The sequence below is a fragment of the Beijerinckia mobilis genome (genome assembly GCF_000745425.1).
Classification (GTDB): Bacteria; Pseudomonadota; Alphaproteobacteria; order Rhizobiales; family Beijerinckiaceae; genus Beijerinckia; species Beijerinckia mobilis.
Map to the genome: position 1 here is coordinate 275,220 of NZ_JQJH01000004.1, position 15,989 is coordinate 291,208.

General features: G+C 57.0%; 13 protein-coding genes. 7 read left to right on the forward strand and 6 right to left on the reverse strand.

The window, feature by feature from the left end:
• Nucleotides 1–4: 4 nt before the first annotated feature.
• The gene (gene otnI, locus DL88_RS06645) at nt 5–790 is read right to left on the reverse strand and encodes a 2-oxo-tetronate isomerase (RefSeq protein WP_034993601.1); all 786 of its coding nucleotides are present in this window, start codon (nt 788–790) and stop codon (nt 5–7) included.
• A gap of 157 nt (nt 791–947) precedes the next feature.
• Complete coding sequence (locus tag DL88_RS06650; RefSeq protein ID WP_034993602.1) at nt 948–1,631, reverse strand: HAD-IA family hydrolase; 684 nt, start codon at nt 1,629–1,631, stop codon at nt 948–950.
• A gap of 223 nt (nt 1,632–1,854) precedes the next feature.
• Between DL88_RS06650 and DL88_RS06655 the strand changes: the two genes are divergently transcribed.
• The 7 genes from DL88_RS06655 (at nt 1,855) to DL88_RS06690 (ending at nt 9,626) form a co-directional block, all read left to right on the forward strand.
• A complete protein-coding gene (locus DL88_RS06655; protein ID WP_034993605.1) occupies nt 1,855–2,265 on the forward strand; it encodes a hypothetical protein in 411 nt (136 codons plus the stop codon).
• A gap of 379 nt (nt 2,266–2,644) precedes the next feature.
• A complete protein-coding gene (gene rpiA, locus DL88_RS06660) occupies nt 2,645–3,355 on the forward strand; it encodes a ribose-5-phosphate isomerase RpiA (protein ID WP_034993608.1) in 711 nt (236 codons plus the stop codon).
• 19 nt (nt 3,356–3,374) lie between these two features.
• A complete protein-coding gene (locus DL88_RS06665) occupies nt 3,375–3,953 on the forward strand; it encodes a DUF2059 domain-containing protein (protein ID WP_034993611.1) in 579 nt (192 codons plus the stop codon).
• Between the two features lie 300 nt (nt 3,954–4,253).
• Nucleotides 4,254–5,669, forward strand: coding sequence for a glutathione-disulfide reductase (gor, locus tag DL88_RS06675; protein ID WP_034993615.1), 1,416 nt, complete (start codon nt 4,254–4,256; stop codon nt 5,667–5,669).
• 213 nt (nt 5,670–5,882) lie between these two features.
• Nucleotides 5,883–6,176: a hypothetical protein gene (locus DL88_RS06680; protein WP_034993618.1), complete on the forward strand. Its 294-nt coding sequence runs from the start codon at nt 5,883–5,885 to the stop codon at nt 6,174–6,176.
• A gap of 269 nt (nt 6,177–6,445) precedes the next feature.
• Entirely contained in the window at nt 6,446–6,949 is a 504-nt protein-coding gene (gene ldtR, locus DL88_RS06685; protein WP_034993619.1) for a transcriptional regulator LdtR, read from the forward strand.
• A 1,390-nt stretch (nt 6,950–8,339) separates the two neighbouring features.
• Complete coding sequence (locus DL88_RS06690) at nt 8,340–9,626, forward strand: L,D-transpeptidase family protein (protein WP_034993848.1); 1,287 nt, start codon at nt 8,340–8,342, stop codon at nt 9,624–9,626.
• A 147-nt stretch (nt 9,627–9,773) separates the two neighbouring features.
• On the opposite strand, the gene DL88_RS06695 is transcribed toward DL88_RS06690, so the two are convergent.
• From DL88_RS06695 to ptsP, 4 genes are all read right to left on the reverse strand, one after another.
• Entirely contained in the window at nt 9,774–10,931 is a 1,158-nt protein-coding gene (locus DL88_RS06695; RefSeq protein WP_245270658.1) for an alpha/beta hydrolase, read from the reverse strand.
• A gap of 330 nt (nt 10,932–11,261) precedes the next feature.
• Complete coding sequence (locus DL88_RS06700; RefSeq protein ID WP_034993851.1) at nt 11,262–12,104, reverse strand: transglutaminase-like domain-containing protein; 843 nt, start codon at nt 12,102–12,104, stop codon at nt 11,262–11,264.
• Nucleotides 12,105–12,450: 346 nt separating this feature from the next.
• Nucleotides 12,451–13,527: a peptide chain release factor 1 gene (prfA, locus tag DL88_RS06705; protein ID WP_034993854.1), complete on the reverse strand. Its 1,077-nt coding sequence runs from the start codon at nt 13,525–13,527 to the stop codon at nt 12,451–12,453.
• Nucleotides 13,528–13,648: 121 nt separating this feature from the next.
• Nucleotides 13,649–15,916, reverse strand: a complete 2,268-nt coding sequence (gene ptsP / locus DL88_RS06710; RefSeq protein WP_034993624.1) for a phosphoenolpyruvate--protein phosphotransferase — start codon at nt 15,914–15,916, stop codon at nt 13,649–13,651.
• Nucleotides 15,917–15,989: the final 73 nt, after the last annotated feature.

A 15,989-nucleotide genomic window follows, 5' to 3' on the forward strand; every position in this document is an offset into this window, starting at 1 on the left:
AAGTTTAATCCCGTTTTGATGCTGTGAGAGCCGTGAGCCAGGAAAGGCCCTCGCGTGTGCCGGCGCGCGGTCGGTATTCGCAGCCGATAAAACCGTCATAGCCAAGACGGTCGATTTCGTCGAAGAGAAAAGCGGCATTCAGCTCTTCGCTAACAGGTTCGTGACGCGAGGGCACGCTCGCCACCTGAATGTGACCGATAAGGGGTATGAGTTGCCGAAGGGCCATGGCGACGTCGCCGTGAAGAATCTGGCGATGATAGATGTCGAATTGCAGTTTGAGATTAGGCAGGTGGAGCCGCTCGATGAGGGCTGCGGCATAGGCGAAATCATCGAGGAAGTAACCCGGCATGTCGCGCCGGTTGATGGGCTCGATCAGCAGCGTAATGCCTTTTGGTTCCAACTGCCCGGCTGTATGAACGAGCGCCTCTTCGTAAGCATGGCAGGCTTTCGGATCGTTACGGTCGGCGATTCCTGCCATGAGATGCAGCCGTTTCGTTCCTGCGGCTTCAGCATGGCGCAGAGCGTTGTTGATCCCCTCACGCAGACGCGTCGCGGCTTCGGGAAGCGCGGCAAGACCGCGCTCGCCCGCCGCCCAATCACCGGGTGGCAAATTGAAGAGTACGCAGGTGAGCTTGTTGGCGACGAGCCGCGCCGCGACCGCTTCCGGGTCTTCCTCATAGGGGAACATATATTCCACAGCCGTGAAGCCGGCATCGGCCGCCGCATCGAAACGATCGAGGAAGGGAAGTTCGGTGAAAAGGAATGACAGATTGGCGGCGAAGACAGGCATGCAAGCTCGCTGGGAATGAGCCTTGATCTGGATAGGGATCGGCCAAGGCTCAGGAGCTATAGGCTTGGCGTCACAGGCATTTTTTTAGCCGCGATTTCGTCGTGCGAACGGCTGATGGTGCCGTCAGCTTGCGGGCAGGCCGTTCAAATGAGACCGATCAGGCGAGATTGAGTGACGCGACGGCGTGCCACAATTGATCGTAATGGCTGATGACTTTGTCCGGCTTGTAATAAGCGATTGGTTGATCGGTATAGCCAAAATCCACGGCAATGACCGGCACGGCCGCGTTGCGTGCTGTCTCGACATCGACTTTCGTGTCGCCGACCATGATTGTCCGGTGCGCATCGCCTCCCGCCCGCGCGATGGTCTGCAACAGCGCCCCTCCATCCGGCTTCGAGACCGCGAAAGTATTCTTGCCGCAGATGGCCTTGAACCTTTCCTTGACGCCGAGTTGATCGAGGAGAAGCCTTGAGGGATGTTCGATTTTGTTGGTGCAGACCGCGAAGATCCAACCGTTCTGCTCAAATCTGTCGAGTGCCGCAGAGACACCCGGATAGAGCTGCGTGGCGTCGCAAATATGCGCCTCGTAATGCGCCAGATAGGCGTCGAACATTTCTTCGAGCTTGGCTTCCGAAACGGTGACGCCGCTGGCTTTGAGGCCGCGCTCTATGAGTGCTCTGGCTCCCGCGCCCACCATCGGCCTTGCCTGTTCCGTCGGCAGCGGAGGCAGATTTTCCCGGCCGAGAATGACGTTCAGGGTGGCGATGAGATCGATCGCCGTATCGGCCAGAGTGCCGTCGAGATCGAACACAAGGAGTGGAGCGGAACGGATGTCGGACATGCCTTGAGCGTAGTGTCGAATTGTCGCGGGATCAACCCGTCTGCTATGCGGGAAATGCAGCTATAGGGTTCCCTCCGGTCTCGTGCCTTCCGGGGCAGAGGGCCCAGGTGCACAAGGTAGAGGGACACAAAGCAGGAGGATCCTTGAGGGTTCTCATTCTGAAGAGCTGATATAAAAGGCGATACGGCCGATGGCCGTTGGAGAAGCACCCGGATAACAGACGATGAGACCATTCGCCTCTTTTCTTTCCAGCTTTTGTATCTGCCGGAAACCGCTCGCATTATTGGCTTTGGCCGCAATGGTTGCGAGTTTTGCGGGGCCCACCCGCGCGGCCAATTATGAATTCCTTGCCGCTCCCGATATCGCGCTCAACCGAATTTATCGTCTCGATCGCGCCACCGGCGAAGTAGGGGCTTGCCAATATGGGCTGAGCGAGAAGGAAGGCACCGTTGGGGTGACGCTCTGTTATCCCCCGGGCCAGGGTGCCGGACCGCAGGCATCGAGCGAATATGCATTGATCGCTTCGCATCACGAAAAAGAAGGTGGCGTGTTTCGTGTCGACGTGCGCACCGGCACGATGTCGATCTGCTATGTTCTGAACGATGTCGTCGTCTGCACCGCCCAAGCGCGATAATGCCGGATCTCATAGGGCATGATTCCTTGAGACTGACCTCATCGCGACCTGAAGCATTTTCCCTTTTCGTTGAATCGCCTCGCGATTTCATACCTTTGAAAATGCTTTATTTTCTTCCATGAAGCATTTCCGGATATATCCGAAATGCTTTAGCTCCCCGCAACTGCGGGGTGGTGGTTCACAAGCCCGACCGTATGGATTCCGATAAATTGGGATTCATGAGCCTTGGTATAGGCCGTTTGTCTTGGTGACTGCCGTCACCGTTTGCAACGGGGGGCTTGACGGAAGCGGGGTTCCGGCGCAAATGCCTCGGCGCAAAGGGGACTTGCGAGGCACTCTGTCTTGTGCTCCTTTCACGGCCTCCCTTTCGAGAACCATCATGGCCTCCCTGAATCCCGACGACGCGAAACGCCTTGCCGCGGCCAAGGCTCTGGAACTGGTGAAGCCGGGCATGCGTCTCGGCCTTGGCACCGGAACGACGGCAGCGCATTTCGTTGATCTTTTGGGCGCCAAAGTCGCGGAGGGACTCGATGTGCGTTGCGTTCCGACTTCGGAACGGACCCGCACCCAGGCCGCCTCCTTTCAGATCCCGCTGACGACGCTCGATGAAATGCCGCAGCTCGATCTCACTGTCGATGGCGCGGATGAATTCGATCCGCATCTCCGGCTCATCAAAGGCGGTGGCGGCGCGCATTTGCGCGAGAAAATAGTGGCCTGCGCTTCGGAGCGTCTCGTCATTATCACCGATGCGTCCAAGGCGGTGCAAACGCTCGGCAAATTTCCGTTACCGGTCGAGATCAACGTGTTCGGCAACGAAGCGACGCGCCAGATGATCCAGCGTGTGGCATCGGCCTGCAGCTGCGAGGGTGAAGTCAAATTCCGGCTGAACCCGAGTGGGCATCCCTTCGTTACCGACAATGGACATTATATCGTCGACTGTTTTTTCGGGGCGATACCCGACCCCGAAAAGCTTTCCTGCGCGCTTCTCGAGATTCCCGGCGTGATTGAACACGGACTCTTTTTGGGACTGGCCAAGGCGGTGATTTGCGCCGGGCCGGAAGGTATCGAGATTTTTGGCCAGATCGATTGAGGCATAGGCTGGTTTCTTTATGCATTTTGCTCCTCGCGTTGCCTGTTTTGCCGTTGTTCTGTCCACCGTGATTGCCTTGCCAGGCGCCATGCGGGATGCACGCGCAGAGCAGGCCACTTCCGCCGCGCCAATGCCGGCAAAAGCACCCATGACAGCGGATGCCGTGCAGACGCCTGGCGACGATCCGGCCAGTCTGGTGCTGGCCCGGCAGCTCGTCGTCGCATCCGGCATGTCTCGCTCTTTCGCGGTGATGATTCCGCAATATATGGATCAGATTTCGACTGCCCTGACGCAGACGCGTCCGGAACTCATTCGTGATTTGAATGATGTCATGCTCACGCTGAAGCCTGAATTCGACAAGCAGGCGGATGAGATGATCGATCTTGCGGCCCATATATACCTGCGGCTCCTGAGCGAGCAGGATATCAAGGTCGCCTTGAACTTCTATCAAAGCGCAAGCGGGCGCCGGTTTGTCGAGACGCAACCGGTCTTTCTCAACGAACTGCTGACCGTCATGCAGGGATGGCAGAGCAAGGTCTCCGCCGATATGATGACGCGCGTGCGCATCGAGATGAAGAAAAAAGGCCACGAATTATAAAGGGCTGCAAGCTCCATCCGTAAGGGCCCGATCGCGACCCTCATGAGGCCGAGACCTGCTGCTGGTTGTCTTCTTGCATGAAGCTGACGCTAAAAGCGCGCCGTGCCGTGTTGGATTTGAGCGGTGCCTGCCATTGTGGCGCCACGATTCTCGAACGGCCGAGCGAGTTTACCTGTCCGAGGGCGGAATTGAGGTCCTCTTGTGAGGACGAGGTCAATACTGCGAAGACTTTCGCCGCTGGCGAGAATTTCAACGCGAATGTCAAATGGGGCAGGGAAACCTGCTTAGGGGAAGGCAATCATGGCCGATTACGATGTGGATCTGTTCGTCATCGGAGCCGGATCGGGAGGCGTGCGTGCGGCGCGCGTTGCCGCAGGCTATGGCGCGCGCGTAATGATCGCCGAAGAGTTTCGTATTGGCGGCACCTGCGTTATTCGCGGCTGTGTGCCGAAAAAGCTGATGGTTTACGCGAGCCGGTTTCACGACGAATTCAAGGATGCTGCCGGATTCGGTTGGACCGTTCCGGAGCCGAGCTTCGATTGGTCCAAACTCGTCGCCGCCAAGGAAAAGGAAATCTCTCGGCTTTCGGCGATTTATCGGACCAATCTGGAAAAATCCGGGGTCGTCATCGTCGAATCGCGTGCCGAGATCGAGGATGCCCATACGCTTGTTCTGAAAGCCGATGGCCGCCGTGTCACGGCTCGGACGATTCTGGTGGCGACCGGTGGCACGCCGGTTTTGGAGCCGGATATTCCGGGGCGTGAACTGGCCATCACTTCGAACGAGATTTTCGATTTGCCGGTCTTTCCCAACCGGCTGCTCGTCGTTGGCGGAGGCTATATCGGGGTCGAATTCGCCAGTGTTTTTGCCCGGCTCGGTAGCAAAGTGACGCTGGTCCAGCGCGGTGAAAATGTCTTGCGCGGCTTTGACGAGGATATGCGCAACGGTGTCCGCGATGCCCTGATCCATGCCGGCGTGGAGGTGAAGGCCGGCCTTTTGCCGACGCGTATCGACAGGAGCGGCGATGCCTTGCGCGTCACTCTCACCAAGGAGACTGAAGTCGAGGTGGATCAGATCCTGATCGCGACTGGACGGCGTCCGCATACATTGGGCCTCGGTCTGGAAAAGGCCGGTGTCGTGATGGATAAAGTGGGTGCGATCAAGGTGGATGCCTTTTCGCAGACCAATGTCGAATCCATTTACGCTGTCGGCGACGTGACCAATCGGTTGGCGCTGACGCCTGTGGCGATCCGCGAAGGCCATGCTTTGGCCGACATGCTGTTTGGCAACAAGAAAGTGGCCGTCAACCACACCAATGTCGCGACGGCGGTTTTCACGACGCCGGAACTCGGCACGATCGGTTTGACCGAGGACGAAGCGCGGGCAATCTATGATTGCGTCGATATTTATCTGGCAAGCTTCCGGCCGCTGAAGGCAACGCTTTCGGGAAATCCAGAAAAGACGGTCATGAAGATCGTCGTCGATGGGCAGACCGACAAGATTCTCGGTGTGCATATTCTCGGCGAAGGCGCTGGAGAAATGGCGCAGATTCTCGGAATCGCCGTCACGGCGGGCGCGACGAAAGCCGATTTCGATGCGACCATGGCGGTGCATCCGACGTCGGCGGAAGAACTTGTCACCATGCGTACCCGCACCGCCCGTTATGAGCGTCCGCAGCAGGGAAAGGATGAGATCCCGGGCGTAGCGGATCTCTGACACCCGGAAACGCTGCATCCGGACATCGGACTGGAGCAGCGGGAGCGGATTCTTCTTCAATCATTGATGCGTTGGCGGCACGATTTTGTGTCGCCTCGCCCTTTGCCTTCCGGCAAGGGTCTTCGACTGACGCGCCTGATCGACAATATCCGAGCGATATTTGGGTCTCATTGATCATGCTTTCTGCGATCAATGAGATTGGCTCCGCGAGCCATGATCATCTGTTCCGGCGATCACATTTCAGTGGCTCGCAGCTTCACATTTTATGACACTGATTTGATGGCGGCAGTTTATCGTGATCTGTTCCTGCCTCGAACGCTACGTCATGTCGCTGCTATTGGCGTCATTGAGGATAGTGCGCCAAGTCCTCCGGTAACCTTCACACTGATTGAAATGTATTACGAGGGCTCGATACAGGGCAGTAGCCGAGCTTCCATCTTCGTCACCTTAAAGAAAGTAATGAAAAATACACTCGAATTTTTTCTTGTACTATTTGCAATAGAGTGAACAACTTTAAATATTAAAACCCGCTATATTCGAAATTTCGTTTGATTGTTAAAAATTTTATCCTATAAATTAGAAAAATAATTTGAGATCAATATTACGATATTTTCTGTTGAAACTGTTTCCTTTCTTTATTTCAGGCCGGCTTGGCAGAGAACTCGAAAAAGACATCGAAGAGTCGGTTATTGTCTATGAGGCATTTGATGAACAATGTTCAGAAGCGTGATGGTGCTGCCCTGCGTGCTCCTGCTCGGCCATTTCGGGAGAGTGCGATGGAAACACGCACTCACGCGGCGGCGCCGTCTCCCGCCAATAACGACGTACGTCCCGTTTACCTTGAAGCATTGACTTTGGTCGAACGCCTTCACCGGCGTCTGCTCGATATCATCAAGGATGAATTTGACCGCCGTGGCCGCAGCGACATCAATTCCGTTCAGGCGCTGCTGCTCTACAATATCGGTGACAAGGAATTGACTGCGGGAGAGTTACGCACACGCGGCTATTATCTCGGCTCGAATGTCTCTTATAATGTCAAAAAGCTCGTTGACGGGGGCTATTTGCATCATACGCGCTCGCGTATCGACCGTCGTTCGGTCCGCATCAGCTTGACGGAAAAAGGCCGAGCCGTGCATGAGATTGTCTCGGCCCTCTACGACAAACATGTTTTGACGGTCGAGCAAATCGGTGGCTTGTCCGTGGATGAGTTCAACAAGCTTAACTTGGCCTTGCTGCGGCTCGAGCGTTTCTGGACTGATCAGATCCGCTATCGCCTCTGAAAAACCCAACTTGCTCATGTGCATGCAACGCCTTCACGATGCAAGACACCAATCCCGTAGAGCCCAATTCAGGCCAGTGTGCATGGATCACGACTTGTCGTGATCCATTTATTTCGAGGCAAGCCTCCGCCCCGCAGTCGCGGGGGTCAAAGAGGGATGGGCCGATCCCATAGACCTTTAATATTGGCGTATCCCATCGTCTCTGGAAACAGACTGCGGTGCGTCGGCTTGGTGCCGAGCGTCGTTCATCACAAAGCGGTGCGATTGATGCAGTGAAGTATAGTCAAGCTTGTGCTTCTTCCCTTACTTGCAACCAAGCATGCTCTCCAAAATTTGCTTACACTTCTAAATTTGGGCAGCATTGATTTTGCTTTTAGATAGTAAAATCAATCGCGGCTTTCTCCGCGCAAGGCTGTTTTGGGGTGGGGGCAGTTCCATCGGCGGCCATCACCGCATTCCGGCGGATGGGACAAGGAAAAAAGGTTTACAGCTAAGGTTGCTGCTGGATGCTTGTTGAGCGATGTCCCAGTCACATTGGGACTCGCGTCACGAAGGTGCCGATGTCACAAATTTGCCGCTCTATTCGTTCCTTTTTAACCTTTGTGATGATAAGACTTGATTGGAACTCGGATGGTTTTTATTAACCATCCCGAATTTAAAGAGCTGATGGTGTCAGCAGGGTCCCGGGCTCATGGATACTCCTGATGAAGGGAGGGCCCGACGTCGATATTTGCAGCTCGAAGATGCATTGTGTCGCAGCCTCACATTGAAGCAGATGGTTGTTCCCATAGCTGGTTCTGATGAGGACTAGAGCATTTTCCGATCCCGGTGAATCGCTTAGCGATTTCATTCCGTTGAAAATGCACTAACTTTTCAGGTGGAGCAGTTCGGAAACATCCGGACATGCTCTACGGATTGGACCGGATTGCCATCGCCGCGCGGGGCAGCCGATTGGTATCGCAATCCTTGAGCAGGTTTGGAATTTTCCGATCTGCTCGGGTACAATCAGGGTCTGTTCAGGCGATTGGTGGTGCATCAAGGTTCTTGACGAATCGAAGGTGCTCCAGGCCTCTTTCTGTGGTCCAAACGCTTGCATTCGAAATTGGGCTAATAAAATCGTGTGCGTCTGTCCTGCCACGGCATCCGTGCAGGGTCGCCAATTTAATCCGAGGCATGTGGACAGAGACCGGAAACGGCTCTTCCGGCTTCATTCAAGGTCGGTTCGTTCGTTTGCAGGCCATTCGCTATGCACTTCGAGCATGCATCCGTTAATGGAGTTCCTGAACCGGAATTCTACGAATTGGAGTTCAAGGTGACGAAGGCTTTATTCTCTCCCGCGACCTTCCAGTCCTTTTGCCGGTCCCTGGCACGGAAAGATCCGGTGACGGCAATGCATGGCAAACGTAACATTCTCGTGATTTTGGGTCTTTGCGTGGCCCAGGCTTCCGCCGCCACTTTAGCCGTCGCTGCTGGTTTCGATCAGGCCGAATGGGCGCAACGCTATGATATGGATGCCAATCTGGCGGTGTCGCGGTCCAATGTACCGGTGCTTTCCACGCAGACGCTGAATGCCACGGAACAGGCGATTGAAGCCTATCGCGGTATTGTTGCGCGGGGCGGGTGGAACCGTGTCCCTGGTGGTGCGACGCTGAAACTCGGCTCGGCAAGCCCCGCCGTTGGGGAATTGCGCAAACGGCTGATTCTGACCGGTGACCTCGACGGCTCGGCGGGAACGTCGACGGTTTTCGATTCCTATGTCGATGCCGGCGTCCGGCATTTCCAGGCACGTCATGGCCTGACGCAGACTGGTATCGTCAATCGCGAGACGCTTGCCGCCATGAATGTGCCGGCCGATGTCCGGCTGCATCAGCTCGAAGTCAATCTCGTGCGGCTGCGTTCCTATAGCGGCAATCTCGGTGAACGCTTCGTCATGGCCAATATTCCGGCGCAGGCGGTCGAGACGGTGGAAAATGGCGTCGTGGCCACCCATCACAATGCCGGCGTCGGCAAGATAGACCGGCAATCGCCGGTCATGATGACCAGAGCGCTCGACATCAACTTCAATCCTTACTGGACCGTGCCGGCCTCGATCATCCGCAAGGATCTGATCCCGCGCATGCAGAAGGATCCGAATTATCTCAGCGATCACAAGATCCGCATCTTCAATAAAGACGGTCAGGAATTACAGGCGAGCCAGGTCAACTGGAATTCGCTCGAAGCGACGAATTACAAATTCCGCCAGGATCCTGGCGGAGACATCAATTCGCTCGGTGTGGTGCGCATCAATATCGCCAATCCCTATGGCGTTTACATGCATGATACGCCGGAAAAGGGTGTTTTTGGAGATGATGATCGCTTCGTCTCCTCGGGTTGTATGCGTGTGCAGAATGTCCGCGATTATGTGACATGGCTGCTCAAGGATACACCTGGTTGGGATCGTGCGCATGTCGACGAAGCCATCCGTTCCGGCCAGCGTATCGATGTGAAAATCGCCTCCTCGATTCCGGTTTATTGGGTTTATGTCACCGCTTGGGCAGCGCCGGATGGGCTGGTGCAGTTCCGTGAAGACATCTATCAGCGCGATGGTTTTGGCGGCACTGTCGCCGACAATGCGCCGGCGCAGCAGGTCACCAATGTCCGTTCCTCGGATTTGGCGCCGATGAACGATGACGAATGATGATTGGATAGCACGTTTTCCAATTAACATGCTCTCGGAAAAGCAAGACGCTGAAGTGGTGACACCGCTTCAGCGTTTTTCCATTCGTATTTCTGGATTGGAAACCTCCGCGATCAAAAAGAGGTTTCATGCTAATTCCGGCATGCGTCATTGTGGCTTCATCGTATCGCCAATATGTTCCCCGAGCGCATTGATCTGGTCGCCATAATGTTCCCGCGTTGCGGGATCGATGACTGCGACCGGCGCTGAAACGGCGAGACCTGCCACCGTGCCGACTGACGTCGCGGCATCGGTTGCCCGCTCAATGATCAGATCACCAAGTCCGGCGCGTGAATCCGAAATCGTCTGACCTTGCAGGATGCGGGTGCCGATCAATTGCACGATTTCAGGATCCTGTGCGAACGTACCGTGATTGAGCGGATCCGATGACTTTATATCAGTCATATTGACGACCTTGATCCGTTCTTGCTCCAGCGTACTATGCATGGGCTCGACGTCGGGATTGACCGCGCCGAGGCGCGGGCCACCCCATATGCGCTGGCTGACCTGGAGTGCGTGATCGTTCTGCGCAACGAAAAGAACGAAACGGGGGCGATTGGGGCCCATATCGTTGATCTGTTCCCGCGCATTGTCGACATCAACATCCGGAGATGCGAGCAGAACATTGCGGATCTTCGGGGCAATGCGACCGTCGCGAATGGCCATCTGGCGCAGGGCTTCAAGCGCTACCCAATTCCCCATTGAATGGGCAAGGATGGACACTTCCTGGACATCAGGATCCTTGGCGAGGAAACGCAGCGTGTCCTCAAGCGCCGTACGGGAGAAATTGGCGCTTTCACGATCATAGCCATAGGCGAGAATGCTGCCGCGCGACGGCCATGTGAACAGTACTGGTGTGACTTGCGCGTTCGAATCATGAATGATTTGAGCGAAGCGGAACACGGCATCATCGAATTTGTTGTTAAACCCATGTACGAAGAGGAGTACATGCCGTCTGTGTGTACGCACGATCGACTCGTGAAGATGACGTATGGCCGTGTCGCGATCGACGATATCGGTCCGCACTGCGACAAAATCCGTCAACGGATTGCCGGGCTGTGTGCGTGGCCACTGGACCTCACCAATTTGCCGGTTACTGTCCGGCGGGATCGAAATCGTAATATCCGCGAAAGAGGCTTTGGGTGCGCGCGCACCGGAGAAGAGGACACCTGGGGCCTTCGTCGGCAGTCGTGTTGTGACGACCAGGAGGTCGACATGGCTCGTTCCGGGCACCGAAGCCGCGACGGGTGTCAAAAAGCCCTCCATGTCGCGTGCGCATCCGCCCAAGCATGCCGCTAGGGCGAGGGCTAAACCAATTTTTGGAGCGACAGGGCGTGGCTTTCCATATCTGGCCGCGTTACCGAGCATGGTGTTTCCCGATGGATGGAAGCCCGGCGCCGACGGACGGCCGCTGCCTCTTTGCCAATGCATTGCACCCGAAAAGAGCGCTTTCGGATGCCATACGGGAACGACATTGCGCTTAATTGAAATCTGCCGTCAAGTTTCCAAAAAATTACGTATAGGTCAGTTTCGCATCACCCTGTGAGAGAGGCGACGTGGCGCTCTGGAATTGTCGCCGGAGCGTATTTTCGGCGTTTATGCGCTCCGGCGAAGTATTTGCTGCAAATCTTCTTCGGTGACTTCTTCCGTCCATACCTTGAACCTTGTCAGCTGATGGGGCCCGAACGAGGTGGCAAGAGGAATATCCGTGGCGTCGCGTCCGCGCGCGACTGTGATGCGGCCGATCCGTGGAATATTATGCCGGGCGTCGAAGGTGAACCACCTGCCATCCAGGAACACTTCGAACCAGGCATTATAATCCATTGGCGCGGGATCAGGCGGTACGCCGATGTCACCAAGAAACCCGTTGGCGTAGCGGGCGGGGATATTCATGCAGCGGCAGAAGGTGACAGCGAGATGCGCGAAATCACGGCAGACGCCACGGCGCTCTTCGAAAGCCTCGAAGGCGGTGCGCGTGGCCCGCGCATATTCATAGCCGAATGTCAGGTGATCGCAGACGAAATCACAGATGGCCTGTACCCGTTGCCAGCCCCGTGGCGTCGAGCCGAACAAATCCCAGGCGATATTGTTAAGTTTGTCGGTTTCGCAATAACGACTGCCCAGGAGAAAAATCAGATAGTCATTGGGAACATCTTCGAGTGGGACTTCCTGCGCGTCGAGCACGAGGGGATCCGGCAAACCACTATCTTCGATGACGGCATCGGCCGTCATCATGATGTCGCCGGGAGGCGCAATAAATTTCCGCACATAATTGCCGAAGGAATCCGTGTAAATTATTGACGCAACGGGCGGATGGAAACTCGGCGCGACTTCGTAGCGGATCTCTTGCGAACGCTCGGGATGCGCGTCAAGAAGGCAGAGCATAAGCGTCGGCTGAGGACAATTGAACGATAATTCGTAGCCGTACCGAATGAGCATGAAAGGTGCCTTCGTAAGCTGGGCAGAAACCGGCGAGGACAGGCCATCTGGCCCGCGAAGGATGCGGTGAAGACCGCTTTTGCCGGCATGAGCAAAATGTCGGTGAGGCAGGCGAGGGAACGCAAGTCCTTCCTGCAATGTCCGCCACCTAATTCTTGATCCGCGCTTTGGTTCCCCTGAAGCTTTGCCGTGGAGGGTGGCGCGCAGGCGAAACAGCCTCCCTCCGGCTCATGCTGGATGACGGGCGCCGGCAGAATCGTGAAAATGTCTTCACAGTCAGAGACGGCAAAAGCTTGGAATGATTGCCGTTTCCTCGGCCATGAAGACGAAGCTGGCGCAAGCGATGCTATGATTCTTCGTTCGCCGCGAGCTGGGCCGCCTGATGATCGGTGATCAGGGCGTCGATCACTTCGTCGAGAGCCTCACCCGTAATCACCTTGTCGAGCTTATAGAGCGTGAGATTGATGCGGTGATCGGTCAGGCGTCCTTGCGGGAAATTATAAGTGCGGATGCGTTCCGACCGGTCACCCGAGCCGACCTGCGCCTTGCGGTCAGCCGCCCGCTCGGCATCCAGCTTTTGCCTTTTGGCATCATAGATGCGCGAGCGCAGGAGCGCCATGGCGCGTGCCCTGTTCTTGTGCTGGGAGCGCTCCTCCTGCACGAATATGACGGTGCCGGTCGGGATATGGGTAATGCGGATCGCCGATTCGGTCTTGTTCACATGTTGTCCGCCAGCCCCCTGGGCGCGCATCGTGTCGATCTTCAAATCGGCTTCATTGATATCGACATCGACATCCTCGGCCTCTGGAAGCACGGCGACGGTTGCCGCGGAAGTATGGATGCGGCCCTGTGTCTCCGTGTCGGGAACGCGCTGGACGCGGTGCGTTCCGGATTCGAATTTCAACCGCGCGAAGACGCCGCGTCCGGAAATTTCGGCGATGATTTCCTTGAAGCCGCCAGCCGTTCCTTCGCTGCTCGACAGAATTTCAACCGACCAGCCTTTGGATTCCGCATAACGCTGATACATACGGAAGAGATCACCGGCGAAGAGGGCGGCTTCATCGCCGCCGGTTCCGCCGCGTATTTCGAGAATGGCGCTTTTTTCGTCGTCGGCATCCTTCGGCAGAAGGGCGATCCGTAATTGCTGCTCTAGCACCGCCAGCCGCTCGCGCGCGTCGTGCAGTTCTTCCTCCGCCAGCGATTGCAACTCCGGCTCGACGGAAGGGTCGTCCAGCAATGCTTCCATGCCAGCCACTTCCGCGCTCTCATCGCGATAGGAGCGAATGGCCTGTGTCACTTCCTCGAGCCCGGCCAATTCGCGCGACAGGGAAACAAAGGTCGCTGCATCCGGATTTTCCGTCAGACGAGCGGAAATTTCCTCGTGGCGGCGCAAAATGAGATCGAGCTTTTCTTGGGGGAGCATGGCGTCTGCAAGGAAAATAACAAAGGAAAACGAATGATTGATCTGTTTTGGGAAACATGTCCGAAAGATCAAGTCTTATCGCAGGTCTCGACGAGGATCTCTCATAGAGACTCGCTCCCGCTCAGAGGGGAATGGATTCTTCCCTAGCGAAGGCAAGCAGCCGGTCACGCAGCGAGCCGACACCGATTTCTCTGTCCTCCAGCCATTCCTGCATGCGGGTTTCGAGCTTGCCGAGGTCAAGCGCCAGCGTCATCGCTTTGATGGGACCGATCGCGGTGGCCGACATGGAGAAGGCGCGATAGCCGAGCCCCAGAAGCGCCATGGCCTCGATCGGGCGGCCACCCATTTCACCGCAAAGCGCGACGTCGGTGCCATGGAGCCTGGCCTTGTCGACAATCAGTTTCAAAGCCCGCAGCGCCGGTGTCGAAAGGCAATCGAATCGATTGGCAACGCGCTTGTTGTCCCGGTCGGCGGCGAAAAGATATTGGATGAGATCGTTGGAGCCGACCGAAAGAAAATCGATCTTGGGGCAGAGTTCATCGAGCTGCCAAAGGAGCGAGGGGACTTCCACCATGACGCCGAGTTCGAGTTTCGACGGCAGCAGGTGATTATGGCGTGTCTGGTGCAGCAATTCACGCGCGAGCATGGCCTTGGCGCGGTCGAATTCCTCGACCATGGCCACCATCGGAAACATGATGCGCAGCGGACGCCCTGAGGCAGCCCGCAACAGCGCCCGTAACTGGGAGCGCAGGAGCACCGGCCTGTCGAGCCCGATGCGGATCGCGCGCCAGCCAAGCGCCGGGTTCTCCTCCTGGACCTGCGCCATATAAGGCAGCACCTTGTCGGAACCGATATCCAGCGTGCGGAAAGTGATCGGCCTTTCGCCGGTCATCGCTAAGGCGGCCCGATAGAGCTCTTCCTGTTCATCGAGGCGCGGAAAGCGTTCCGCGATCATGAACTGCAATTCGGTGCGGAACAGGCCAACTGACAGAGCGCCGGTTTCCTCCACATGCTGGAGATCGACGAGCAGGCCGGCGTTCATGTGCAGATTGACCGCGACACCATCCTGGGTGACCGCCGGCACAGAGCGCAATTTATGATATTGCTCCTGCCTTTTCGCGCGCAGCCTGGCTTTTTCCGCATAGGCATGTTCGATATCGTGCGGGGGCCGTACATGCACGTCGCCGGTACTGCCGTCGATGATGCAGGGATCCCCGGGTTCGACAAAGTCGATAATATTGGCGACATCGCCCACCATGGCGATGCCGAGCGCGCGCGCGACGATCGCCACATGGCTGGCCGCGCCGCCGTCCTCCAGGATCAGGCCACGCAGCTTGGTGCGATCATATTCGAGCAAAGCCGCGGGACCCATGGTGCGGGCGATGACGATCGCATGGTCCGGCAGATTGGCATGTTCCGGCACGAAATCCTGACCGGTCAGTTGATGCAGGAGCCGGTTGGCGAGATCGTCGAGATCATGGAGGCGCTCGCGCAGATAGGGCTCGGTCCGCCTTTGCAGCTTGGCGCGGGCATCGCTCTGCACCCGTTCCACGGCGGCTTCGGCGGTGAGCCCGCTGGAGACTGCCTCGCGCAGCCGGCGCAGCCAGCCGCGATCATGGGCAAACATGCGATAGGTTTCCAGAACATCGCGATGTTCGCCGGGACCGATATTGCCGCTTTCGATCAGACGATCGATCGAGTCGCGCAGGGCGCCAATGGCCGTGTCGAGGCGCGCGAGTTCCGTCTTGGAATCTTCGGAAATGAGCTGTTTGACGATGATGCGTGGTTCGTGCAGGACGACGCGCCCGAGGCCGACCCCGTCGGCGACCGGGGTCCCCTTGATGGCGAGGGGACGCCGCAGCGCGCTATCCTGGCCGGGGGGAACCAAAGATTGCAGCTGGCCCGAGGCGATCATCTCGGCGAGCAGCATCGCCGTTGTCTGAAGGGCCTCGACCTCTTCTTCGGAATAGGTGCGCCGCGCCTTGTTCTGCACGACCAGAACGCCGAGCGTATTGCCACCGCGCAGAATTGGAACGCCGAGGAAGGAGGAATAGATTTCCTCGCCGGTTTCCGGACGGTAGAGGAAGGAGGGATGCTGGTGGGCATCGGCGAGCGCGAGCGGCTCGGCGGTCTCGGCGATGCGGCCGACGAGGCCCTCGCCCGAGCGCAGCATCGTCAGATGCACGGCTTCCGGCTTCAGACCTTCCGTGGCGTAGAGTTCGAGGCTGCCGTCCGCGCGCAGCACATAGACCGAACAGACTTCAGCCACCATATTGGCGGCAATATGGGTGACGATCTTGTCGAGCTGAGCCTGCGGGCTGATCGATTCCGCCATGACCTCGCGGAGCCGACGCAACAGCAGACGTGGGCCTCCGAGGGCGCCATACATAGCCGTTTCCTGTTCAGCCCCGGAGGGCCCGTATTGGGGCATCGGTCAGCCAGCCTTGCAGGCTAATCAGATG